A 23,639-nucleotide genomic window follows, 5' to 3' on the forward strand; every position below is an offset into this window, starting at 1 on the left:
TTGTAATATTGATGAAAGTGTTGATCAGCAAATAAACTTTGGCAACCCATAATTTTTTTACACAAGAAAAAGCCCCGCAAGAACATTCTTGCGGAGCCAATGCTTCTTTTATCAGGTAAAAATTGGTGTGTTAATATTGCCACAAATCCTGTTCGTAGTTCAGCAAAGATTTTTTGATCTTTTCCGATTCGTACAGCTTGTCAATCCCTTGTGCGTAATCTTTAATCCGCTCATCTTTATCGTTGGATTCTTTCACGATGTAACTGGAAAAAACACGCTTCATAAAAATATCATCAAAACTTAAACCGGTGGCATCGTTGTGGCGATTAACTGCTTCTTTGGTTACCAAAATATTCCTGGCTTCCGGAAAGTAAATCCAAAACGCGGGTTGATAATCCAAGTTTAATCCACCTGCATGAGATTTGATTAAAGGTGCAATACCGATGATGCGAGGTTCAAAAACAGAACGTTGTTTATCAAAAATCCAATCTTCTTTGATCCTGAATTTGATTACGCTGTCCGGGTTAAATTCACCCGCTTGCATTCTGGAACCTGTTTTTTCTCCTGTGTTTTTATCAAAAGTATCAATCATCGCACTGTCAGCCATTTTTGCCATAGCCTGGTTTGGTTTTAGCAAAGCAGAAAATTCGTCTCCGTTCGGGTCGTTTTTAGTTGGAGAAGGATCATAAGCATTCAATTCTCCTTTTGCAATGGCATCCATTAAAATATCAATCAAACGTGCTTTTGGAGAAGCCAGGTATTGGTTCATCCGTTCGCGAACGTCAATTTCGCGCCAAACCCTTTTTGCAAAAGCTACATCAGCTTCGCGCAGGTATTGGTAAGGCGTAACTTTTGCATTTAAAATACTGGTCTTTTTGTAATAACCGTCCTGCGGTTTGTAATAGCCATCCTGCGGGCGCACAAACGCCTTTACATTGCTCGTATCTCCCAACGCCTGGGATTTGGCAGCCGCCGCAGTTTGTTTTTTAGGTGCAGTCCTTCGGGTAGCCGTTCTCCTGCGCGTTTGTGCGAAAGAACTTGCACAAAGCAGGCATAAAACTAAAATAACCAGGTTCCTTTTCATAGTTTTTTAATTTGCGGTCAATACAATTGGGTCTAAACCACGTTGCGTACCATCTGGGCCAACAGCAATAATATTATCAAAAATCACACGTGATCCAGGCGTAATGGTAGCTAAAGCCGATTTCATCGGGCCGGAAAGATCACTTCCGGAACCGGAAATGGTAATTGCATCCTGACGAGGCTTAACAACCGTCAACGAAAAACGCGTAACATTAAATTTAGCATCAAAATCAAAATTTTCTAACCGTGCAAAAACCCGGTCCTGCGCTTTGATATTTCCTGAAGCAACTGCTCCGCTGCTTTTACCGGCAAATTGCGCTTTTGGATCAGGGATTCTTTTCACACGAAATTCCTGCACACCTAAAACCTGGTTTTTCCCGGGGGAGGTTTCGCCGGAAACGGTAATTTTCGCCGTTGTTCCGGGTGAAGAAACGGTAGCTGTAAATTTTCCCGCCGAACCACTGATGGAACCGCCGCTGATGCTTAAATGCAGTTTTTCTTTGGCAATACCGGGCGCCGAAACCGAAACCGGGTTAGGTACGCCAACATACAACACGTTCATTTTATCCGGGGAAATCACTGCCGAAGGGCGTGCAACCTGATACGTTTGCGGTGCCGTTTTGTACTCTTTAATCGTTCCGTCGTTTTGTTTTACACGAATGCTTCCAACCCAGGTAAAAACACCTTCTCTAGCTGTTCCAACTGTATATTTTCCTCTGCCGCCTGTAGTTGATAACCTCGAGCCACCTACTGTAATATCCGGATTTGATTTAGAATCTGATGCGGTTAAAAATACTTCGGCAGTATAAGGCTGACCGGCAACCACATAACTGCTGGGCGCAACTGCCACTGCAGAAAACTGATCCAAGTTAACTACCGCCTGATCCATTTTCCCGAAAATCCGTTTAACCACGTCAGATTCGGCATTTTTGGTATCCGTTTGGATTTTGGTTAAAACCGTCATGGAAGCAGTAAGCGGTGTGCCTTCGCCAAAATTGATCTCTTCCCATCTTTTTTTGCCTTCAACTGCTTTCGCCGGATCATTCGCTTCCAAAGAAAACGTTAAACCTGCACGGTCTTTCGGTTCTACAAGCGCAATTAATTTTTCGCGCGTTTCGTTGATCTTATTTTTAAGCTTCAACCCCTCGCCCTGATTAACCATATAACCCGGAGAAATATCCAAATTTGCCCTTTCAACCAAATCGCCTGATTCTTCGCTGTAACCTTGCCCCTCTTTTACAAAATGTTCTTTTAACTTATCAATATAAGTGTTCAGTTCTTCTGCTACTGCCCTGGCTTGTACGGCCTTATCGTAAATTGGTTTTGCCCTTTGCGGCTCTTCTTTCAGTTTGGTGTTCTCAAAAGAAGTGAATAATTGGTTAACGCTGTTGTTTACATTGTTTTTAGAAGTATTTAAACTGTCGTTTATATTTTTAAATTCATTTAAAATTGTGTCCGAGACATTCAAGGCCAGCATCGCAAGCAATACCAAATACATGATATTGATCATCCGCTGCCTTGTCGTTTCCTTACCTCCAGCCATTTGCTATTGTTTTATCTATTGGTGTAGTATTTATGTTATAATTTGTTTAGGAACGAGGCTGGTTCATCGCTGATAACATGTTTCCGTAAATGTTATTTAAAGAAGACAGGTTTTTTGCCAAGCGACCCACTTCTTCTTTAAAGGCTTTAGAATCATCTAAAGATTCGTTAAAGTTTTGCATCGTTAAAGAAACATTTTGATAGAACTTGTTCATTGATTTCAGGTGCGCGCTCGAATCCTGTAGCTCCAATTCATATACTGCGTTTAGGGCAGATAAATTTTTGGCCAGGTTGTTTACCTGGTCGTGGTAAGCTTTAGAATCAATGTTAGAATTTGCCATTTCGTTCAAGTTGGCCGAAGCTTTCTCGAAAGAAACACTCAGCTTATCATAACCTGAAGCAGCAGTTTTCAGTTTGTTGGTAAACTCTGTAGTTGCAGCGCCGGCATCGGCAACGCTTGAAATGGTAGAAACCTTATCGCCAAATGTCCTTAAACCGTTGCCTAAACTGGTAATCAATTCCGGGCCAATTTTTGCATCGGCCAGCATTTTATCCAAGGCGGCAGTTGATTGTACCGGAGCGGCAACGGCCTGTGCAGGACGGGCAGAAACCTTTGGCATTTCGCCTGTGAAATCTTCACTAAGTTCAGGATAAACCCTTTCCCAGGCCGGGTCTTTTGCCGGTGGAAAAAAGCCTGTCAAAAAGAACAGGAATGCTTCAACACCCAGTCCCAATCCAATCATAATGTTACCATAAATTCCGCCTAAGTGAAGGATTTTAAATAACGCACCCACAATTACGACGCTTGCCCCCCAAGAAATTGCTGTGTGCAACCAGTCGAATTTTTTCTTTACAGCCATAGTAGTTTTAATAGTTTTTGTTTTTAAAAGTAGATGATATAATAGTTCAATTAGTAGTTAGAGCGTTTGTCTTTGATGTCCCTGCCCAGGAAATGGGTTACGCAGCGGAAACCAATGTAAGATTTTGCAGTGTCCTGGTATTCATAACCGCGGGTAGAGTTTTGGAGGAAGTAGCCAATATCTTTCCAGGAGCCGCCACGCACCACTTTGCGTTTCAGCACTTCGGGGTCGCTTGCTTTTGCTTCGTAATTAAAAGTCGGGCTCATATCGTGCACAAAAGTAGAGGCAGCTTCATCATAGGCAGAGGCTGTCCATTCTGCTACGTTTCCGGCCATGTTGTACAAGCCAAAATCGTTTGGAAAATAAGAGTGCACGCTTACCGTATAATAACCGCCATCGGAGGCATAATCCCCACGGCCGGGTTTAAAGTTGGCCAATAAACAACCTTTAGAATTTTTGATGTACGGGCCGCCCCATGGATAATCGTTACCGATCCGGCCGCCACGTGCTGCATATTCAAACTCTGCTTCGGTTGGCAGTTCATAAGGCTGGCGGTGCGGAATGCCGCGCGCATCTTTATAAGCATCGTTATAACGGCCGCGCCAAACGGTGTAAGCACGAACCTGGCGCCAGGTAACACCAACCACCGGATAATTTAAATAAGCCGGGTGCGAAAAATAACCTTGTACCATAGGTTCATTGGCGGCGTAAGAAAAATCGTTCAGCCAGCATAAAGTATCGGGGTAAACCGGAACGGTATCGCGTAAAATAAAATCAGAACGCCTTTTTGATTTGTCGAAGCGGTTGTTGGATGCTTCGCGCAAAACCATCAATGCGTAATTGTATTTCAAAAGGCGCACATCAATTTCGTTTTTATCAAAAATGCGGTCATCACCCTGGTAATACATGCCTTGCAGTTTAGCTTGATTGGCACTTGCCGCAGCACCGGCCTTACCTTTTCCTCTGCCGCCGCTAAAAACCGGGTTCTTAGCTACATAATTCCAATTGATGTATTTTTTACCGCTTGGGTCAGGCTTGGCGTTTTTGCCGCCCGGTTTATAGTAGTATTTATCGTCTTGCAGGTAATTGGTAATGGCGATAGAATCGCGCACCTGGTTTACAAATTCTTTGTATTTGGCATTGGAAGTTTCAGTCTCGTCCATAAAAAATGGAGAAACCGTAACTTGTTTGTTCTGGGCAGTTTGGGCAAAAGTTACGTCCTGGTCGGTTTGGCCCATCAAAAAGCTGCCGCCGGGAATGTAAACCATCCCGTAAGGCTGTTCTTGTTTAAAAGCTTTACCGGAAACGCCCCTCACTTCGCCCCTGTCGCCTCCGGAAGTTTTGCAACTGTTTAAAACAGAAAGCACCGATAAGCCTAATACACCAAAATAAAAGTTTTTCATTTTCAAATCCAAAGTATAAACAACTCGGTTAAAATTAATGCAATAACTAAATCTAAGGTAAAATATTTTCTACTGATGCTATTTTTTTCATCGCCGGAAAATATTTTATCGTTATAAAATTAACCAAACTATTCATCCTTGCAATACTAATGTGATGAAAATTAAAAATTGACAGCTATACACATTTTTAGTGCATAAAAACAGCATGGTTATTTGATTTCTTTACGCAGGTTTAGAAGCTAAAGTTTCGGAAATTATATGGTTTGCATTAATAACTGCAACAAACAAAAATTATTTTATTTGTTGGCCTGTTTTATATACTGCTCGATCGCCATGGTCATAGAAGGAGCTTCCGTGACCGGTGCCGGGATGTCCAGGACCAGCCCTTTTTCGATGGCTGCTTTGTGGGTGGTAGCGCCGAAAGCGGCAATGCGTGTGTTTTTCTGTTCGAAATCAGGAAAGTTTTTGTAAAGCGACTGGATGCTGGACGGGCTGAAAAAAGCGATGATATCGTAAAAAACTTCTGCCAGGTCAGACAAATCACTGCACACCGTGCGGAACAAAACGGCAGGCGTAAAATTGTAGCCGTTGCTTTGCAAAAACTTCTGAGTTTCTTCCGCCGCCACATCAGAGCAGGGGTACAAAAACTTTTCGTTGGTGTGCTTTTTTAAAACCTCGGCCAGGTCTGCAGCGGTTTGCTTGCCAAAAAATATTTTTCTTTTTCGGTACTGGATGTATTTTTGCAGGTAAAGGGCGATCGTTTCAGAAAGGCAGAAGTATTTCATCTCTACCGGAACCTCAAAACGCATCTCGTCACAAATCCTAAAAAAATGATCGGCAGCGTTGCGGCTGGCAAAAATCACGGCAGTAAAATCGCCCAAAGCAATTTTCTCTTTCCTGAATTCTCTGGCCGGCACGCCTTCTACATGGATAAAAGACCGAAAATCAATTTTTAAATTGTATTTTTTGGCCAGTTCTGTATATGGGTTTTTATCTGAATCGGGTTTAGGTAGCGTAACTAAAATACTTTTTACTTTCTTCAATCTTTCAGCGGCAATCTGCATAAGTAGCTGTATTTCTTATAATTTTAAAGCTTTCACCAAAATAAAAACAGGGCATAGTTCGAGGGCACAAAGATAAATAAATAAATAAACTTTACTGAATCTGTACACCGAAAGAATATTTATACTGCTGCGGATGTATTGCCAAAACAAAACCACTACGATCAATAAGCCAAACACCAGTAAAACGGCAGGTTTTAAGCTGTCGGCAATCAAACCAAAACTGATGACCAATGGCAAACTGATAAAAGTAAGGTTGAAATAAGTGAGGTAAAGCACCGAAATATATTCTTTGACCAAACTGCGGATATTAAATATCAGCCCCAAAATCCGCAAAACAACAATCTTCAGGATAAAAAAAACGATGACGGCAAAGGTAAAACCGAGGTAAAGCTGCCAGCCGTCGTCTATATAATTTCGGTTGTAATAAGCTACTATTTGATAAAACAGCAAACCGATGGTTGCGCCAAACAGTAAAAACAGCAAAATAAACGACCAGGAATTGATCAAATTTTCTTCTTTCGAAAATTGGGAAAGCACCCTTTTGCTGTAAAACGATTCGATAATATCGGCGATGGATTTGTTTAAAAAACGGTTGAGTATGGCCAGGTACAAAAGCAGGCCCAGCATCACGGCCAACATCCAGCGGTCTCTGAAACTGCGCGGTTTGCCGGTTTGCACTACTGTTTTTACCGGCTTAAAATGCAGGTCTAAAAATGCGTAGCCGGTGTACAGGTTGGCTTTGATAACGCTGTCTATAAACTGGTTTTTGCGGTTAGGATCCGGCGGCGTGATAAAGAAATTTGCAAGAGAATCTGAATGAAGTTGCTGTTTGACCAAAGTTGCAGAATCTAAAACTGGAACTTCGGCCCCAACCAAAGTGTCCGCAACGGCTGTTTGTGCAGATGCTGTTTTTACCAGTAAAAAAACAAGGAGCAGGATAACCGTTGAACGCATGAAATATTTTGGGCCGGATTAAACGGGCAGTTTTCTGCCGCAAATTTACCTCAATATTTTTGGATTGATGAATTGTTCTGCCGTATTTATCTGCGCCAATTGGTGCATGCTTTCTTTCAAATCCTCGTACAATTTTACAAACAAGCGGTAATAACTGCTGTAAACCTGGTACTTTTCGAGGTTTGGTTGGATAGTTTGATTGATTTGTGCATCGTCCTTCAACCTAAAACCATTAAACTTTCCGGTTTTGATGGCCAGAAAAGCGGCACCAATTGCCGAAGCATCTTCGGCCTGCACCACCGTTAATTTTTTTCCGGTAATGTCTGCCATCAACTGCACCCAAACCGGCGAAGCGGTAAAACCACCGCTTACGCGTATTTCTTCATTTTTTTCCGGGGATTGATTGAGCGCATCCAACACGTGGCAAATCGCAAAGCAAACACCATCCAAAGCGGCTTTCAAAAAATTGGCTTGCGTATGTGTTGTTTTAATCCCGAAATAAACGCCGCAACTGTTGCTGTCCCACAAAGGTGTTCGTTCACCGGTCAAATACGGCAGAAAAAGCAGGCCGTCGTTGCCGGCGGGTACTGTTTTTATCGTATCAAATAATTGCTCGTAATCTTTTGCCGACAATGCTTCTTTTACCATAAACTTTTCGAGCAGCCAGTTTAAAACCAAACCGCCATTGTTGATGGCGCCGCCGCAGATGTAGGTTTGCTCGTCCAGAATATAATTAAAAGTCATGGCCGCAAAATTGTACAAAGGCTTGCGGCTGGCCAGGCGCACCGCACCGCTTGTGCCAATAGTTAAAGCGGCAGTGTTCGGTTGATTGGCACCGCTGCCGAGGTTGGCCAAACAACCATCGTTGGCGCCGATCATCCAGGGCAATGCTTCTTTTATGCCTATTATTTTGGCGATGCCTGCTTTTAAATCCCGGCGCATGTAACTGGTGCTTACCGGTTTTGAAAGTTGGTTTGCACTAATCGCGGCCAGTTTTAAAGCTTCTTCGCTCCAACAAAACTTCAAAATATCAAACAAACCGGTGGCAGAAGCAATGGAATAATCAATCTCGAATTCACCAAACAACCGGAACCAAACCAGTTCTTTGATGGATATAAATTTGGCCGTTTGCCTGAACAAATCTTTTCTGTTTTCCCGAAACCAAATGATTTTGGTTAAAGGCGACATCGAATAAATGGGCGTGCCGGTCTGTTCGTACAAATTTTTTCCTTCGGGAGAAGAACGGAGCGCACTGGCGACGGTCGCACTTCGCGTATCGGCCCAGTTGATCATGTTGGTCAATGGTTTGCCTTGCGCATCAACCAAAATCAAACTGTGCATTGCGCTGCTTAAACTGATGGCTTTGGGCTGGCCTAAACGTGCAACAATTTCTTCAATACACTTTAAAAATCCTTGCCAAATCAGTTCCGGGTCTTGCTCGGCAAAACCGGTTTCTGTTGGCAACATCGGATAATGGACTTGCGACGAATCAATTGCTTCGCCATCTAAACCAACGGCAACCGCTTTTACGCTGCCCGTGCCAATATCAACGCCTAAAATATATGGTTGCAAGGTGATGCTGTTTTTATCGGGTAAAATTAGAAGTAATTTGTAATTATATTTGAACGATATTTATTAGAAAGGATGGACAAGGAATTAGCACTGATAATTACAGAGATGCTTATCAAACAGGATGAAACAACCGCGGAGGTAAAGAATGTTGGAGAACGGGTAGATAATGTTGCCATAGAATTAAAGGAAACCAACACTATCCTTAAAGATTTTATGGCCCTGTCTGTTAAACAATGGGAACAGCAGTACAAGTTTAATGAAATGATTGTGGTTGAACTGAAAAATATCAAAGACGTGCTTTCTACTTTTTCGCAATTAGAAAACAGGTTGAAAGCCGTTGAGGAACGCGAAAACAAATTTGAAAGCAGGCTGGCTAATATTGAAAAGTTGTTAAAAGCATCTTAAAACAATATTTCTTTGCTTCATTTCCAACGTAGCCGATAAATATCCTTTTTAGGATTATGTATTTAGTTCACATTTGATCGTTTTGTAGTTTACCGGCTTAGCCTCAGTCATTTTGGTAATAAGTTTATCAAAAATTGATTTTAAAAACCCCCTTCTGTTAAAACGGAAATGGTATTCATCTAAATAGTTTTGCAGGCGGTGCGTTCCACATTGGTGGTGAACGCCCCTTAACCAGCCCTTGATATTCATAATGTGAATATGTAATAGCGGAAAGCCTGCACCTTTATTGCTTTTCTCCTTTGTTATCGCCCAGTCCTTGCCCAAGGGCCAGTACCCGCGCCACCCGTCGGTTTTTACCGATGCCTGTGGCGCGATATGCGCATCAAATATTTTTCTCAAACTATCTGCCGATGCATCGTCGATTGCCCGGCAATAGGCCCTTCCAACCGTTGTTTTGCCTTTTTTGTCCGTCACTTTCTCTATAGCCAGCACAACCAAGTCCTTACTGCTGGGGCTCCTGCCCGGTTCCCCTTCCGAAAACCCGCCCACCAGGAACTCGTCCACCTCTACTTCGCCCGATAAGGCGTGCTTGCCGCCGCTTTTCATCGCTTCCTGTATCTTCGCTTTCCAAAGCCAGGCACTCCGCTGCTGGCAGCTAAATTCTTTGGACAGTTCACAGCTTGACATGCCTTTTTTACGGACCGAAACACGGAAGGCTATCTCAAATGCCTTCAGCAAGCCCAATTTGCACTTATGGAACAATGTCCCGGCGGTTGCCGATTGGTCGTAGCCACATTTCTTGCAGCGCAGGTAGTGCCATTCCCTGCCTTTGCCATACTGGTTGCCCTCACATTTCGAGCAAGAATACCCGCCAGCCAACTTCTTGTCTAAAATATACCTGAGGCAATCCCGCTCCGTTTTAAAGTTTTCCCTAAATTCGTTGATACTTATCCCGCTAAACATATTGACGTATTTAGCTTAAACATACTAAATAAATTATTGAAAATCAATAGCTTAACTGTAAAATTACTTTGCGAACTAAATACATAATCCTATAAATTGAATTTTATAGGCTGTAGTTTGGGATTGATATTGGCTATTTGGAATTTAATTTTTATCTAAATCAAAAGTTTTTCAATCAAACTTAGATTTCCAGCAAAGGTTTTTTGTCTTCAGAAAAAGTAAAAGTACAAACTGCCCTTAACATTGGTTTGATAAAAAACTAACTTTTTATTTTGCTTCAGTCTTACCTAACAGTACAAAATTTAGCCGATAAAAGAAGCATCAACATTTGATTATAAATTTATCTTTACTCTCGTTTAATTATTGAAATTCACAACCATGACCCGCAAACAACTCTTCTGGCGAATATTATTATTACTGCTCTTGTTTAGTTTGATTAAAAACTGGAAAGATGTAAAAAACGGTTTTATAGATGGCGTAAATGAAAGTTGGCACAAAGACAATATTACAAGTATGAAAAAATAGTCAAGCTTGTTTTGGATAAATAAATATTTATAAAGCAACTCTTTCAATTGGCTTATCCGAATTGTAATTGCGGGTTTTTACAAAACTGTTTTCCTAAAAAAAATGCCAGCCTGAACAATTGTTCAGGCTGGCATTTTACCTAATAAAAGACTGAAAGGATGACCTAATCCAGTAATGCTTTCTTTCTTTTTTGGTTAAAATATAAAACCATCCCGGTTAAAACCACGCCGGTGGCAATTTTTGTAACGAAGCTTTTCCGATTAAATTTCCATTCTGCTTTTAAGCCTTTTTCTGCAAAAATATTTGGGATATGGCCGTGTTTCAAATCGTCTATCATGCCTTCCACCACGTTGATCCTGTCGGCCAGCAACAAAGGCAGCCAGTGGCCGTATTCGTTTTCGCTGAAATTTTTGAAGGCGTAACGACGGATAACGCCGCTTAAACCGGAAGGCGGAACAGAAGTTCCTAACACGGCCGTAAGGTAGGGGCGTTCTTTTGATTTTAGTATTTCTACGGTTACTTTTTGCAACGGCGGCCTCACCCAGTTCAAACGCTGGTGGTCATCGCCGTTGTAGTGTTTCATTGGATAGGTCGGTTCGTTTTTCGGGTCGGCATCTACGCCCCAGCCATTGATATGCGTATAATCTTTTGTTGTGTTTTCCATGATCGTTCTTTTTTATTTTTTGGCAGATGGCGGGATCAAAACTGTTTTGATACAGTTGTCCAATTTTGATGAAAAAATATGGTAAGCATCGGCAACTTCTTCCAAAGGCACGCGATGGGTGATAATCCCTTTTGGGTTTAAACGGCCAGCGCGGATATGCTCGATCAACCTCGGCAGCAAGCGTTTAACAGAAGCTTGGTTAGCCCGAACGGTGAGGCCTTTGTTCAGTACATTACCTATTGGAACGAGGTTGTCCGTAGGGCCGTAAACGCCGACAACGGAAACAATACCACCTTTTTTAACCGAATTAATTGCCCAATGCAAAGCCGTGGCAGAACCGGCCTGCAACATTAATTTTTTGCCGGTAATGGTTTGTAAAGCATCGCCTGTGGCATCGGCGCCTACGCAATCAATACAAACATCGGCTCCAAACCAATCGGTTGTTTGTTTTACAAACATCACCGGGTCTTCCATTTCTTTGAAATTATAAGCTTCACACTGCGCATATTTTTTAACGAATTCCAGGCGGTAATCCAAATGATCAATCACAATCACCCGGCCGACTCCAAAAAGCCAAGCGCATTTTGCCGCTAAAATCCCAACCGGACCGGCGCCAAAAATCACAACTGTGTCGCCGGTTTTTATGCCGCCCATTTCTGCCGCCTGGTAACCGGTTGGTACAACATCCGTTAATAAAACCGCATCATCGTGGTCCATCCAGTCCGGGATAACCGTTGGGCCAACATCAGCATAAGGAACGCGCACATACTCTGCCTGCCCGCCATCGTACCCGCCGGCCGTATGCGAATAACCAAAAATCCCGCCCACGGCAGTGGCCTGAGAATTTGATTCGTGGCAATTGCCGTACAGTTCCTGCTTGCAAAAAGCACATTTTCCGCAGGCCACGTTAAAAGGCACGATCACGTTATCGCCTACTTTTAAGTTTTGTACCGATGCGCCTATATCTTCCACTACGCCTATAAATTCGTGCCCGAAAGTTGTCCCAACCCGGGTATCCGGCACCAAACCGTGGTACAAATGTAAATCAGAACCGCAGATACAAGACCGTGTAACGCGGACAATGGCATCTTCGGGATGCAGGATTTCGGGTAATGGCTTTTGGTCTGCCCGCACCCGCCGCGGGCCGCGGTAATTCATTGCTAACATAAATTGTTCCTCTCTTTTTTAAATTGAATTGGTTGTTCGGAAAGTACTCCCCGGTTTATATTAATTATTTTAATTATTGATGCTGTTTTAAACTTTGCTGTTTTTTGCACAAGGTTTACGTTTTGGCAAAAATCCAGTGTTTAATACAATAATTAAGTTAAATACTTTTAAATTAATTTGGTTTGCAATATTTTACCTGAAATGATAAATTAAAAAAGCCCGCTTAGAAAAAGCGGGCAAGTATCGGCACGAAATACTACCTTAAAACGGATTTAGTTTTTAATAGCTGATGGGATAGACACTGTTTTCCGCCCAGGTTCAGCCCGTTTTGCTATATGGCACAAATATGACCAATGCTTCTTTTACCACTACTTTTTTAACCAAACCTCCTAAAAAAATTTATCCAGTAAAAACAGTATTCATATCAAATATTTGTAAATTTACTTCACCTAAATAAACGTTACCGTGTTGGCTTCCTGGTTGCAACGGCATTGGTGCAGATGCTTTTTGTTGTTGGCCGTTTTTTGGCTGATGGAAAAGCCTTTGCCTCTTTATGCCCAGCAAGTTTTTACTATTTCGGGCAGGCAAAACAAAGCCGTAGTGCATTTTAAGTTTGTGCGGAATATGCTGGTTGTCCAAGCCAAAATCAATAACCGCGGCCCTTATAATTTTGTGCTGGATACCGGTTGTGGTTATATGATGATCACCGATCCGCTGCTGGTGGATTCCCTCAACCTCAAATACAAAAAGAAATTAAAAATCACCGGTTTGGGCGAAGGCGAAGACCTGGACGCCTGGCTGGTTTCGGCACTGCATGTAAAAATAGGGGACATTGAAGCAGATAATGTATCGGCCGCAATTTTGGGCAAAGATGTGTTAGAACTTTCCGGTTTTGCCGGCATCCCGATACATGGCTTAATTGGCTACGATTTTTTTAACAGTTTCCCCGTAAAAATCAATTTTGCCGACAGCACAGTTACTGCTTTTGGCACCAATAAATTGCCCAACTGCAAAAAATGGACTAAAATCCCGTTGCAGATAGAAGGGAAAAAACCTTACCTGTTTGCTAATATCAATTTTGGCCAGGGTTTGGCTTTGCCGTTAAAACTGATTGTTGATCTGGGTGCCGGCCATCCTTTATCTTTAGAAAGCGGCTGGAACAACACTGGCGGCATGCCCGAAAAATACATTGCGGCAGCCAATTTGGGCGTAGGTTTAAGCGGGCCGGTCAACGGTTATATGAGCCGGGTTGACGTGATGGAGATCGGCACCTACAAGTTTAAGCAGGTAATAGCCGCGTTCCCCGATTCGTGCAGCGTAATGGGAAAGCTGGATGCCGTAAAACGCAACGGCAGCATCGGCATTGATTTGCTGAAACGTTTTGTGATGCTGTTTGATTACCGGCAAGGCTACCTTTACCTCAAGCCCAATTACAATTACAAAGAACCTTTTGAGCATGACATGAGCGGCATGGAATATTGTGCGGCAGGGGCGGGTTTAAACCGGATCATTGTTTGTAGGGTAGAGCCAGGTTCGGCGGCAGATTTGCTGGGGATTGAAAAAGACGATGAGTTGCTGGCCATCAATTTTAAAGCAGTAAGCCACATGAGTTTGCAGGAAGTGGACGATATTTTACGTTCAAAAAACGAGCGGACATTGTTGCTGGAAGTGCTGCACCACAACATCCAGGCAAAATTACTGCTGACTTTGAAGCGAAGAATTTAATGGTTTTACTTTGTTAACCCTCAACTTTTTTGGGTTGATTTTGGTCTAAAACCTCATGTTCAATCCTTTTGTCTGGGACAAGCCACATTATGGCAATGCCCGTATAAATTGCCAGGCTTATTTTGGTGTTGGCAAAGGAAAAACCAACGGCTATTACATACAAAAGTACCGAACTTTTGCCTTTCCAGTCTTTGCCAAATGCCTTTGCAAGTTTTGAGTTTTTGCCCGCCTGGCCAATTAATGTTTTTGCCAAAATAAAATAGGCAACACTATTCATAAACAAAATACTTCCGTAAAGTAAAACCGGCCATTTTGTAAAATTGTTTTCGCCCATCCATTCGGTTGTAAACGGGATCAAAGACAGCCAAAACAGCAAATGCAAGTTTCCCCAAAGTGCTTTTCCGTTGATTTTATCCACCGCAGATAACATATGGTGATGGTTGTTCCAGTAAATGCCCACATAAACAAAACTAAGCACATAGCTTAAAAACACCGGCAGTAAAGCAACAAGCGCCTGTATATTATCTTCATGCGGAACCTTTAGTTCCAAAACCATAATGGTAATGATGATGGCAATTACACCATCGCTAAATGCTTCTAAACGGGTTTTGTGCATGGATACAGTTTAAGCACAAAAGGTAAAATTGTTTTTTGTAACATCAAAATTTAAAAACAAGCCAATTAATTGATGCTTCTTTTATGGCATAAAAATAAAGGACATACCCCTGACCCCTCTCGAGAGGGGAACCTGCAAACGTCGCCTTTCCAAACGTTGGAAAGATAGCAAGCCATGCTTCCCCTCTCGAGAGGGGCCAGGGGTGTGTCCTTTAAATGAATAATAAAAGTTTAAACAAGTTAACAAGCAAATCAGCCGATGCTTCTTTTATGCCTATAAAATCAGTGTCTCTTGTATTGGAAAATAAAGTATTTAAACCTTTTGATTTTTAGGGCGATAAAAGAAGCATCAACAAAAAGCCGAATAAAATCAAAACTTATCCTAATGTTAAATCAACTTTTTATTAATCTTTAACAGCCAATGTTTCTTTAATCATGCGCTCAAGCATCTTTTCATTTTCAGCATCAATTCTGAAACCTGAAAATACAATCCGTCCTTTTTGGTCTATTAAATAGTTTGAAGGCGCGCCGGGTGCTGCTAAATTGCCTTTATCTCTTCCGGGATTATCGTGCAAAGCCATAAAAGTATAGCCGGTTTCTTTTAAAAAAGCAGGTACAGCTTGGTCTTGCGAAGGCTCCAGGTTTAAACCTAAATAAGCAATATCATTTTTGCTGAATTTTTTTAAAACGGATTCAAAATGCGGAAATTCGGCCCGGCAAGGCCCACAGCCCGGAAACCAATAAGTTAACAAAACAAGCTTGCCCTGATAGTCTGACAAAGCCGTTTTTCCGCCGGATTGAAAATTCTCCAAAGAAAAATTCGTAGCCTTTACCGCCCTGCTGTCCCTGATTTTCCAGATGCTTTTTACCACGCTGTTGCTGTCCATGTCTAATTTGCTGCCATATTTAAACACCGCATCGTGTAAACCTTCCGTCGGTTCTTTACTGTACAAAACCGCAAGGCTATCAAAAGCCATGTTGGTTTGTTTGGCCGCATCGGCCGCTTCTGCTTTAAACAATACCAGGTATTCTTTCGCATCTATACCATAACTGCCCGACATAGGGTTATCTAAATCAACTTGGTTTAATAAAGCCAACGCTGTTTTAGGGTCATTTTCGGCCAACGCTTTTCTGGCCTTTAAAAAAGCATCCGCAACAATTATCCTGTCTTTCCAGATATTACGGTTCCTTTTGCCTTCGATGGCCATGGTTAAGGCAACGTCAAAAGCTTGGTCGGCATTGGTTTTCAGCAAAAAGTCAACATAGGCCAAAGTGCCACCTAAATACCATTCGGAAAGCGGGTTGGCTTTATGGTTGTACAACTGCTTAAAATAAGCAACTTTTTCTGCAGGAACAGAAGAATTAATGGCTAACAAAAACAAAGATTTTATGGCACACTCATTCTCCGGGAACTTCCTCACCACTTCCAAAGCCAGGGAATCATGGCGTAGTTTATCTGTTTTATCAAAAGATTCAGCATAATCAGTAGCATAATCGGCATTTTTAGGGTCAAGCTGCATGGCTTTGATTAAATATTCCCGGCGTTTGGTTAAATCGTTGTTTAACCTTGTAGCACTTGCAAGAAGGTACCAAATTTCAGCTTTGTCTGGTTTTAAAATACTTGCCTGTAACAGAAACGGCGTTGCTTTTGGGTTTTCATGGTTTACATAATATTGACCAATAGCAAACGGAACAACATAGTTTTTAGGATATTTTGATGTCCAGGTTTTGTATTGCGCTTCCAGTTGGGGATGGTCATTCATTTTAAAAGCATCAATAAAAGCCTCATGCGCTTCCAAATTGGATGGGTTGGCTTCAACCTTGGCCCGGAGTTTTTGTATGGCTGCTTCCTGGGCGGTGGTTAGTTTAAAATTGTTTTGGGCTTTTACTTCGAAAGCAAACAAGCTGATTAAAACTAAAATTGCGGTTATCCTTTTCATAACTAATTTTTTAGGAAAGTTACACTATTAATTTATTTTTCAAACAACAATGCTTCTTTTATCGGCATAAATTTGGTGAATGTTTATCATCGCTTTAAAAAATCTTTCTTAACTTGTCTTGTTAAAAAACAATCCAATTAGTTTTCCACAATTTTTACATGGTCGAATACGGAGAAGAAGAAACCATAAAAGTGCCGCGTTTTAATGAGGAAAACGGCTTTTATACCACTACGGAAAGAAGCCGTTTGATGGCCAAAATCAAGGCGAAAAACACGTCGCCGGAGGTTTTATTGAGAAAGGCTTTGTGGCAAGCGGGCATCCGTTACCGCCTTTACAACAAACAGCTTCCCGGCAAGCCGGATATTTTGATCCGCAGGTACAAGCTGGTTGTTTTTATTGATGGCGAGTTTTGGCACGGGTTTGACTGGGAAAATAAGCGCGAAAAAATCAAAACCAACCGCGGTTTCTGGATTGCCAAAATCGAACGGAACATGCAGCGCGACAGGATCAACAAAATCAAACTGGAAGCTTTGGGTTTTAAAGTGATGCGGTTTTGGGAAAAGCAGGTCAAAAAAGAATTGCAAACCTGCCTCGATCAAATCCAAGATCATATCCATCAATTTAAACCTTAGCACTTCTCAAAAAACTAATTTTCCTGCATAAAATCCGCAATTAATTTTACTGTTGACAAACGGGCAGGCAAAGAAAAATCAAAACCAAACACCAAAAAAACAGGCATAAAAGAAGTATGGGCAAAAACCGGCCAATGCTTCTTTTAGCACCTAAAAATTGTTTCTGCCTGACATTTGCCCTAAGCCAATTATCCCGCCAAAAACGTATTTTTGCATAAACTTAAAAACACAACATGTCGTCAAATACCGAACACGTACAATGCCTGATTATTGGTTCTGGCCCTGCCGGTTATACGGCTGCAATTTATGCCGCCCGCGCCGATCTGAAGCCTGTTTTATACACTGGGATGCTTGCTGGCGGACAGCTAACGCAAACTACCGAAGTGGAGAATTTTCCGGGTTATCCGGATGGCGTGCAGGGGCCGGAAATGATGGAGCATTTTCAAAAACAGGCCGAGCGTTTTGGTACGGACATCCGTTTTGGTTACGTAAGTTCGGTTGATTTTTCAGGTTCTCCGCATAAAGTGATAGTGGATGAAGTAAAAACGATTTTGGCCGATACGGTGGTCATTTCCACCGGTGCTTCTGCCAAATGGCTGGGCCTGGAATCCGAGCAAAAGTACAACGGTTTTGGCGTTTCTGCCTGTGCCGTTTGCGATGGCTTCTTTTTTAAAGGCCAGGATGTGGCGATTGTTGGGGCAGGGGACACGGCCGCAGAAGAAGCAACTTATCTGGCCAAGTTGTGCCGCAAAGTTTATATGATTGTACGTAAACCCGAGTTTCGTGCTTCTAAAGCCATGGTAAGCCGGGTTTTAAATACGCACAATATCGAAGTCATTTACAGTTCGGAAACACAGGAAATTGTAGGCAACGGACAAACGGTAGAAGGTGTACGCATCAAAAACACCGACACGCAAGCAGAACGTTTGCTAAATGTTACCGGCTTTTTTGTGGCAATCGGCCATCACCCAAACACGGATATTTTTAAAGGCTGGATTGATACGGACGAAACCGGTTACATCATCACCAAACCCGGTTCTACCCAAACCAATATCGAAGGTGTTTTTGCCTGCGGCGATGCCCAGGACAAGGTTTTCCGCCAGGCCATAACCGCAGCCGGCACCGGTTGCATGGCCGCGCTGGAAGCTGAACGTTATCTGGCGGCTAAAGAGAGTGTTGTTGAAGCGTAGGAGGTTTGAGGTAAGAGGTTTGAGGCGGAAAGGTAAAAGGTGGAAAGGTAGCCGCCATACTTCCCCCTCAAGGGGGTCAGGGGGTTTACCACCTAAAAATCATTATGGCAAATACAAACACGGCAACCAACAGCATCATCAAAACTTTAATAAGTTGGGTAATCGTGCTGGGCGTGCTGGCTTTCGGTTATTTCTATTTTAAAGGCAAACTTTTTGCTTCCCGCAAGGAAATGAAAGAAGATGTGATGGTGCAAAAAATCACGTCGATGGGCAAACTGGAGCTGGTAAAATATTCGATGAAAGATGTGATCGAACAAAAGGAAGTGCGCACCATTTTGCCCGATAAACGCATTTTGTTTGTTGCCGTTGGCGAAGTTACCGGCTGCATTGATTTAACCAAAGTCCAGAAAAAAGACATTGTTGCGGCAGGCGAAGATTCGATTACCGTGTTTTTGCCGCAGCCGCAAATTTGCTATGTGAAATTAGACCACCAGAAATCGCAGGTTTATGATGTTTCCGGAACCTGGTTTCCAACCGATACCAAAGATATGGTCGAAGGCATTTACAAAATTGCCGAGCAGCGTTTGCTCAAAAACGCATCGGATATGCAGTTGCTGCAAAAAACAAAGCAAAACGCGCTACTGATTTTTAAACCGCTGCTTGAAAATATTTCCGGGAAAAAAGTGGGTGTAATATTTAAGTAACAATCTTCGTGTTTAAACATATACAGTTTTAAAAGACGTTAATTTTTTTAGTTTTGATTCTTACGCTGTTGTTTACTTCATGAAATTTAAATTTTTCTGCTGCACTTTTATTTTTCTTTGTGCAGCATCTTTGTGTTTTTCTCAAAATAATGATCCTAATTTCGGCATTATCCCGGCACCTTTTTCCATCAAACCAAACCCAGGCAAATTTTACCTGCATAAAAGAAGCATTGTAAAAACGGAGTTAAAGGACGACCGTTCTGTTGCGTTTCTGTCTTCTTTTCTTACGCAATTTAATCCTTCAAATCTTCAAACTAAAACTGATACGGCAACTTCCATCATCGAGCTAACTTCAATTGGTGCGGAAAATTTGCCGGAAGAAGGTTATCGTTTAAGGATCACGCCAGCAAAAATTACGGTTGTGGGGAAAGATGCCGGTTTGTTTTACGGCGTGCAATCATTGATCCAGTTGCTGGCCGACACAAAAACGACCGATAAAAACAGTATCAATTGTTTGGAAATTGAAGACCATCCGCGGTTTAAATACCGGGGAATGCATTTGGATGTTTCGCGGCATTTTTTTCCTGCTTCTTTTATCAAACAATATTTGGATTTGCTGGCGATGTACAAAATCAACACGTTTCACTGGCATTTAACGGACGACCAGGGCTGGCGCATCGAGATCAAAAGATATCCAAAACTGACCGAAATTGGAAGCCAGCGCACACAAACGTTGATTGGAAATTACCGTTACCGCGGTCAGCAACAATTTGACAACACGCCTTATGGTGGCTTTTACACGCAGGAAGAAATCAAAGAAATTGTAAAATATGCGGCCGATCGTTTTATCACCATCATCCCGGAAATTGAAATGCCCGGCCATTCTACGGCTGCGATTGCGGCTTACCCTGAGTTGGGCTGCACGCCAAACAAAACTTACAAAGTGGCCGAAACCTGGCATGTTTTTCATGGTGTTTATTGCCCTTCCGATTCTACTTTTAACTTTCTGCAAAATGTTTTAACGGAAGTGATGCAATTGTTTCCGGGAAAATACATCCATATCGGCGGCGATGAAGTCCCGAAAAGTGTATGGCACAATTCTCCGTTTTGCCAGCGTTTGATCAAAAGGCTGAAGCTGAAAAACGAACATGGTTTGCAAAGTTATTTTATTGGGCGGATTGAAAAGTTTCTGAACGAAAACGGCCGAAACATCATCGGTTGGGACGAGATTTTACAAGGCGGGCTGGCACCAAATGCAACCGTGATGAGCTGGCGAGGCGAAACCGGCGGAATTGCGGCAGCCAGGCAAAACCACGATGTGATTATGGCTTCGCAAAAAGCAGGTTTGTATTTTGATAAGGCGCAATCCAAATCATCGCAGGAGCCGCTTGCTAACAATGGTTACGCGCCTTTGCAGCAAACTTATAATTATAATCCTGTTCCAAGCTCGTTAACGGCAGCGCAGCAGCAATTTGTTATTGGTGTGCAGGCAACTTTATGGACCGAATACATCAGCACAACTGCACAGGCAGAATACATGCTGCTGCCGCGGTTGCTGGCTTTGTCCGAAATTGCATGGACGCCGTTGGCCAATAAAAACTTTCGGGATTTTGCAGAAGTACGTTTGCCGCGGCATTTGTACCGTTTGGATGCCGACAGCATCAACTTCCGGGTACCCGAGCCTTTTGGCATCCGCGATACTTTTATGATCGGCCAAACGCTCAATTATCAGCTAAAACCTTCGGTTGCCAACAGCAAGATTTATTATACCATCAGCAGCAATTCTTCGGCCCAAAAAAGTTTGCTTTACAAAGAACCGATCAACATCAACATAGAAAACAACCAAACGCTTACTTTGCAAACGGTACAAGTTACGCCGAACGGTAAAAAAAGCTTGGTAAACAAAGTATCCGTTTATAACCGGCAGCCATTTTTGGCGCAAAACATCCAGCCGCTTGCCGAAGGTTTAAAATATAAAATTGTAAGCGGGAATTTCAATACTTCGGCACAATTGGACAGCGCGACGGTGGTTGATACTGGAACGACGAAAACCATCAACGTTGAAAGGCTCAGAAAAAACAACGGTTATTTTGGGGCGATTTACCAGGGCAACATACGCATTGACCAGGATGGAAATTACAATTTGGGCTTGAGTTCTGATGATGGTTCGCAACTGTTTTTGGACGACGAGCTGGTGGTTGACAACGACGGCAAACACGCTTTGTCGCAAAAGAACAACCAGGTGCCGCTGCAAAAAGGTTTTCATAAAATTAAGATCAAATATTTTGATGCCGGCGAGGCAACTACGCTAAGAGTTTATTTAAATTTAGCCGGAAAACCACAAACAGAATTGCCGCCCGATATTTTATTTAATTGATTGCTATGAGATTTTTAGGTGATAAAAGAAGTATCGTTTGTCCATTCATTGCGATTGTTGCAACGATAATTTTGGCCGGATGTAATTCGGCCAATAATAATCAACCTGTTGTGCAAAAAAGCTTTGCAACGGTAAAACCAGCATTGATGCAGCCTTTCCGTTTTCATAAAACCATTGAAGTTTCGCCGGACAATATTTTTGATGTTTTTAGCTGGGGAAGAGGATCGAACAAAACGGGCGCTTATTTGATTTTGGAATCGGATTCGACTGGCGCAAAGTACACCACCACAACCGGCGATTTGGACGGTGCTATCACCGATGTTTACAATACGGATATGGACATGGACGGCAACCCGGAAATCCTGATCCAAACCAAAGCCAAAGATTCGACCCAACACATGCAAATCGAGGCTTTTGAGTACAAAGACAACCGCGCACAAAAGCTGAATTTCCCGAAATTGACCTCATCACAGAAAAAAGGTTACCGTGGCGAAGACCAGTTTTATATCAAAGAAGGAACATTGATGCGCCAGTTTCCGGTTTACGATGGGAGCGGGGCCGATGCCAAACCAACCGGCCAAAAACGGGTTTTGGAATACGGCATCCGCAACAATAGTTTTACGGTAAAAACAGTAGAGGCAGGCGATGAAAATAAAAAGCAAACAACTGGTGCAACAGATACCACTAAAAAAACACCGGTAAAAGAAGCATTGGTTGCCTCAACAAAAACGTCAACAAAAAGTACTTCCAAAAAGCAGAGGCATCATCATGTTGCAGAACGCCGCCATCACGCTACTAAAAAAAACAAGCATAAAAGCAGTAGCCGTTCCAGCAAAAAGCATCGGAGGCATAGGAGATAGTGGTTATTTGTTTAGTTTGATGCAGAAACAAACCCCTAACCCCTCTCGAGAGGGGAAGCATAGTTTGCTACATTTCTAAGATCTTTCCCGTTTTTGCCTTGTTAATTTAGAAATGTCTGCGTCATATTTCCCCTCTCGGCAGGGGTCAGGGGTGTGTCCTATGTAAAACCAGACAAATTTTAGGGTGGTAAAAGAAGTATCAGACACTTACACAACTAATAAACAAACTCCCCAAACTCAGATTTAACCGTTAATTTTTTTTCAGATGCAGCTTCTACACGGCCAACAATTTGCGCTGCAATGTTAAACTTTTTGGAGATTTGAATAATTTGCGAAGCAAGTTCTTCCGGCACATACAACTCCATTCGGTGGCCCATATTAAACACTTTGTACATTTCCTGCCAGTCGGTGCCGGATTCCTGCTGGATCAATTTAAACAAAGGTGGCACCGGGAAAAGGTTGTCTTTAATCACATGAACCTGATCTACAAAATGCAAAACTTTGGTTTGCGCACCGCCGCTGCAATGCACCATGCCATGAATTTGCGGTCGAAATTGTTCTAAAACCGCTTTGATAACGGGCGCATAAGTGCGGGTTGGGGAAAGCACCAACTTACCGGCAGTAATTGTTTTTCCGTTGCCAATATCGATCAGGTCAGTCAGGTTTTTGGAACCGGAGAAAACTAAATTCTCCGGAACCAAAGGGTCAAAACTTTCGGGATATTTGGCAGCCAAACTTTTGTTGAACACATCATGGCGGGCAGAAGTCAGGCCGTTTGAACCCATGCCGCCATTGTAAGAATTTTCGTAAGAAGCTTGCCCGTCGGAAGCCAAACCTATAATCACATCTCCTGGTTGGATATTTTCGTTGGAGATCACCTCTGCTTTTTTCATCCGGCAGGTAACGGTCGAATCTACAATAATCGTTCGCACCAAATCGCCCACATCAGCCGTTTCGCCGCCGGTCGAATAAATACCGATCCCTAATTCCCGAAGTTGCGTTAACAATTCTTCCGTTCCGTTGATGATGGCGGCAATCACTTCTCCCAGAATTAAATTTTTATTTCGGCCGATGGTGGAAGAAAGCAGAATATCATCAGTTGCGCCAACGCAAAGCAAATCGTCCAGGTTCATAACAACGGCATCTTGCGCAATGTCTTTCCAAACCGACAGATCGCCGGTTTCTTTCCAATACAAATAAGCCAACGAAGATTTTGTTCCGGCGCCATCGGCGTGCATAATGTTGCAATACGCATCGTCATGGCCTAAAATATCAGGGATAATTTTGCAAAAAGCTTTCGGAAAAATGCCCTTGTCGATGGATTTGATGGCCTGGTGCACGTCTTCTTTGGAAGCCGAAACGCCCCGCAGATCATATCGCTGTGAAGAAATCAT

20 protein-coding genes are annotated in these 23,639 nt (G+C 42.6%); 7 read left to right on the forward strand and 13 right to left on the reverse strand.

All coding sequences use genetic code 11. The features are described 5' to 3' along the window. Positions 1–130 precede the first annotated feature (130 nt). The 7 genes from gldN to V5804_RS04920 form a co-directional block, all read right to left on the reverse strand. Positions 131–1,084 carry a gliding motility protein GldN gene (gldN, locus tag V5804_RS04890; protein WP_369590257.1) on the reverse strand — a complete coding sequence of 318 codons (954 nt, stop codon included), beginning with the start codon at positions 1,082–1,084 and terminating at the stop codon, positions 131–133. A 6-nt stretch (positions 1,085–1,090) separates the two neighbouring features. Further along, on the reverse strand, positions 1,091–2,626 hold the full coding sequence (gene gldM / locus V5804_RS04895) for a gliding motility protein GldM (protein ID WP_369590258.1): 1,536 nt from the start codon (positions 2,624–2,626) through the stop codon (positions 1,091–1,093). A 46-nt stretch (positions 2,627–2,672) separates the two neighbouring features. Further along, on the reverse strand, positions 2,673–3,485 hold the full coding sequence (gldL, locus tag V5804_RS04900; protein WP_369590259.1) for a gliding motility protein GldL: 813 nt from the start codon (positions 3,483–3,485) through the stop codon (positions 2,673–2,675). Positions 3,486–3,535: 50 nt separating this feature from the next. Continuing rightward, positions 3,536–4,888, reverse strand: a complete 1,353-nt coding sequence (locus tag V5804_RS04905) for an SUMF1/EgtB/PvdO family nonheme iron enzyme (protein ID WP_369590260.1) — start codon at positions 4,886–4,888, stop codon at positions 3,536–3,538. A 296-nt stretch (positions 4,889–5,184) separates the two neighbouring features. Then, positions 5,185–5,952: a uroporphyrinogen-III synthase gene (locus tag V5804_RS04910; protein ID WP_369590261.1), complete on the reverse strand. Its 768-nt coding sequence runs from the start codon at positions 5,950–5,952 to the stop codon at positions 5,185–5,187. Between the two features lie 15 nt (positions 5,953–5,967). Continuing rightward, on the reverse strand, positions 5,968–6,906 hold the full coding sequence (locus V5804_RS04915) for a DUF4271 domain-containing protein (RefSeq protein ID WP_369590262.1): 939 nt from the start codon (positions 6,904–6,906) through the stop codon (positions 5,968–5,970). A 45-nt stretch (positions 6,907–6,951) separates the two neighbouring features. Next, positions 6,952–8,478 carry a gluconokinase gene (locus tag V5804_RS04920; protein ID WP_369590263.1) on the reverse strand — a complete coding sequence of 509 codons (1,527 nt, stop codon included), beginning with the start codon at positions 8,476–8,478 and terminating at the stop codon, positions 6,952–6,954. Between the two features lie 72 nt (positions 8,479–8,550). Here V5804_RS04920 and V5804_RS04925 point away from each other — a divergent pair, with 72 nt between their 5' ends. Continuing rightward, positions 8,551–8,883, forward strand: a complete 333-nt coding sequence (locus V5804_RS04925; RefSeq protein ID WP_369590264.1) for a hypothetical protein — start codon at positions 8,551–8,553, stop codon at positions 8,881–8,883. Between the two features lie 54 nt (positions 8,884–8,937). On the opposite strand, the gene V5804_RS04930 is transcribed toward V5804_RS04925, so the two are convergent. The 3 genes from V5804_RS04930 to V5804_RS04940 form a co-directional block, all read right to left on the reverse strand. Then, positions 8,938–9,846: an IS1595 family transposase gene (locus V5804_RS04930; protein WP_369590265.1), complete on the reverse strand. Its 909-nt coding sequence runs from the start codon at positions 9,844–9,846 to the stop codon at positions 8,938–8,940. 688 nt (positions 9,847–10,534) lie between these two features. Continuing rightward, a complete protein-coding gene (locus tag V5804_RS04935) occupies positions 10,535–11,035 on the reverse strand; it encodes a hypothetical protein (protein WP_369590266.1) in 501 nt (166 codons plus the stop codon). 12 nt (positions 11,036–11,047) lie between these two features. Beyond that, positions 11,048–12,202 carry a zinc-dependent alcohol dehydrogenase gene (locus V5804_RS04940; protein ID WP_369590267.1) on the reverse strand — a complete coding sequence of 385 codons (1,155 nt, stop codon included), beginning with the start codon at positions 12,200–12,202 and terminating at the stop codon, positions 11,048–11,050. A 531-nt stretch (positions 12,203–12,733) separates the two neighbouring features. On the opposite strand from V5804_RS04940, the gene V5804_RS04945 reads away from it, so the two are divergent. Next, a complete protein-coding gene (locus tag V5804_RS04945) occupies positions 12,734–13,927 on the forward strand; it encodes an aspartyl protease family protein (protein WP_369590268.1) in 1,194 nt (397 codons plus the stop codon). A 13-nt stretch (positions 13,928–13,940) separates the two neighbouring features. On the opposite strand, the gene V5804_RS04950 is transcribed toward V5804_RS04945, so the two are convergent. Beyond that, positions 13,941–14,543, reverse strand: a complete 603-nt coding sequence (locus V5804_RS04950; protein WP_369590269.1) for a TMEM175 family protein — start codon at positions 14,541–14,543, stop codon at positions 13,941–13,943. Between the two features lie 403 nt (positions 14,544–14,946). Next, positions 14,947–16,482, reverse strand: a complete 1,536-nt coding sequence (locus V5804_RS04955; protein WP_369590270.1) for a redoxin domain-containing protein — start codon at positions 16,480–16,482, stop codon at positions 14,947–14,949. A gap of 158 nt (positions 16,483–16,640) precedes the next feature. Between V5804_RS04955 and V5804_RS04960 the strand changes: the two genes are divergently transcribed. The 5 genes from V5804_RS04960 to V5804_RS04980 all read left to right on the forward strand — a co-directional run bounded on the left by V5804_RS04960 (position 16,641) and on the right by V5804_RS04980 (position 22,245). Further along, complete coding sequence (locus tag V5804_RS04960; RefSeq protein ID WP_369590271.1) at positions 16,641–17,114, forward strand: very short patch repair endonuclease; 474 nt, start codon at positions 16,641–16,643, stop codon at positions 17,112–17,114. Between the two features lie 233 nt (positions 17,115–17,347). After that, complete coding sequence (gene trxB, locus V5804_RS04965) at positions 17,348–18,304, forward strand: thioredoxin-disulfide reductase (RefSeq protein ID WP_369590272.1); 957 nt, start codon at positions 17,348–17,350, stop codon at positions 18,302–18,304. Positions 18,305–18,408: 104 nt separating this feature from the next. Continuing rightward, complete coding sequence (locus V5804_RS04970) at positions 18,409–19,008, forward strand: DUF4230 domain-containing protein (RefSeq protein ID WP_369590273.1); 600 nt, start codon at positions 18,409–18,411, stop codon at positions 19,006–19,008. 79 nt (positions 19,009–19,087) lie between these two features. Next, the gene (locus V5804_RS04975) at positions 19,088–21,385 is read left to right on the forward strand and encodes a family 20 glycosylhydrolase (RefSeq protein WP_369590274.1); all 2,298 of its coding nucleotides are present in this window, start codon (positions 19,088–19,090) and stop codon (positions 21,383–21,385) included. A 5-nt stretch (positions 21,386–21,390) separates the two neighbouring features. After that, entirely contained in the window at positions 21,391–22,245 is an 855-nt protein-coding gene (locus V5804_RS04980) for an FG-GAP repeat domain-containing protein (protein ID WP_369590275.1), read from the forward strand. 215 nt (positions 22,246–22,460) lie between these two features. On the opposite strand, the gene V5804_RS04985 is transcribed toward V5804_RS04980, so the two are convergent. Then, positions 22,461–23,639 carry an AIR synthase related protein gene (locus V5804_RS04985; protein WP_369590276.1) on the reverse strand — a complete coding sequence of 393 codons (1,179 nt, stop codon included), beginning with the start codon at positions 23,637–23,639 and terminating at the stop codon, positions 22,461–22,463.

The organism is Mucilaginibacter sp., assembly GCF_041088075.1.
GTDB lineage: Bacteria > Bacteroidota > Bacteroidia > Sphingobacteriales > Sphingobacteriaceae > Mucilaginibacter_A.

What these genes read in the sequence shown, in the direction of transcription:
- gldN (WP_369590257.1), bottom strand. Translation starts at nt 1,084, where the DNA reads ATGAAAAGGAACCTGGTTATTTTAGTTTTATGCCTGCTTTGTGCAAGT.
- gldM (WP_369590258.1), bottom strand. Translation starts at nt 2,626, where the DNA reads ATGGCTGGAGGTAAGGAAACGACAAGGCAGCGGATGATCAATATCATG.
- gldL (WP_369590259.1), bottom strand. Translation starts at nt 3,485, where the DNA reads ATGGCTGTAAAGAAAAAATTCGACTGGTTGCACACAGCAATTTCTTGG.
- V5804_RS04905 (WP_369590260.1), bottom strand. Translation starts at nt 4,888, where the DNA reads ATGAAAAACTTTTATTTTGGTGTATTAGGCTTATCGGTGCTTTCTGTT.
- V5804_RS04910 (WP_369590261.1), bottom strand. Translation starts at nt 5,952, where the DNA reads ATGCAGATTGCCGCTGAAAGATTGAAGAAAGTAAAAAGTATTTTAGTT.
- V5804_RS04915 (WP_369590262.1), bottom strand. Translation starts at nt 6,906, where the DNA reads ATGCGTTCAACGGTTATCCTGCTCCTTGTTTTTTTACTGGTAAAAACA.
- V5804_RS04925 (WP_369590264.1), top strand. Translation starts at nt 8,551, where the DNA reads ATGGACAAGGAATTAGCACTGATAATTACAGAGATGCTTATCAAACAG.
- V5804_RS04930 (WP_369590265.1), bottom strand. Translation starts at nt 9,846, where the DNA reads ATGTTTAGCGGGATAAGTATCAACGAATTTAGGGAAAACTTTAAAACG.
- V5804_RS04935 (WP_369590266.1), bottom strand. Translation starts at nt 11,035, where the DNA reads ATGGAAAACACAACAAAAGATTATACGCATATCAATGGCTGGGGCGTA.
- V5804_RS04940 (WP_369590267.1), bottom strand. Translation starts at nt 12,202, where the DNA reads ATGTTAGCAATGAATTACCGCGGCCCGCGGCGGGTGCGGGCAGACCAA.
- V5804_RS04945 (WP_369590268.1), top strand. Translation starts at nt 12,734, where the DNA reads ATGGAAAAGCCTTTGCCTCTTTATGCCCAGCAAGTTTTTACTATTTCG.
- V5804_RS04950 (WP_369590269.1), bottom strand. Translation starts at nt 14,543, where the DNA reads ATGCACAAAACCCGTTTAGAAGCATTTAGCGATGGTGTAATTGCCATC.
- V5804_RS04955 (WP_369590270.1), bottom strand. Translation starts at nt 16,482, where the DNA reads ATGAAAAGGATAACCGCAATTTTAGTTTTAATCAGCTTGTTTGCTTTC.
- V5804_RS04960 (WP_369590271.1), top strand. Translation starts at nt 16,641, where the DNA reads ATGGTCGAATACGGAGAAGAAGAAACCATAAAAGTGCCGCGTTTTAAT.
- trxB (WP_369590272.1), top strand. Translation starts at nt 17,348, where the DNA reads ATGTCGTCAAATACCGAACACGTACAATGCCTGATTATTGGTTCTGGC.
- V5804_RS04970 (WP_369590273.1), top strand. Translation starts at nt 18,409, where the DNA reads ATGGCAAATACAAACACGGCAACCAACAGCATCATCAAAACTTTAATA.
- V5804_RS04975 (WP_369590274.1), top strand. Translation starts at nt 19,088, where the DNA reads ATGAAATTTAAATTTTTCTGCTGCACTTTTATTTTTCTTTGTGCAGCA.
- V5804_RS04980 (WP_369590275.1), top strand. Translation starts at nt 21,391, where the DNA reads ATGAGATTTTTAGGTGATAAAAGAAGTATCGTTTGTCCATTCATTGCG.
- V5804_RS04985 (WP_369590276.1), bottom strand. Translation starts at nt 23,639, where the DNA reads ATGATTTCTTCACAGCGATATGATCTGCGGGGCGTTTCGGCTTCCAAA.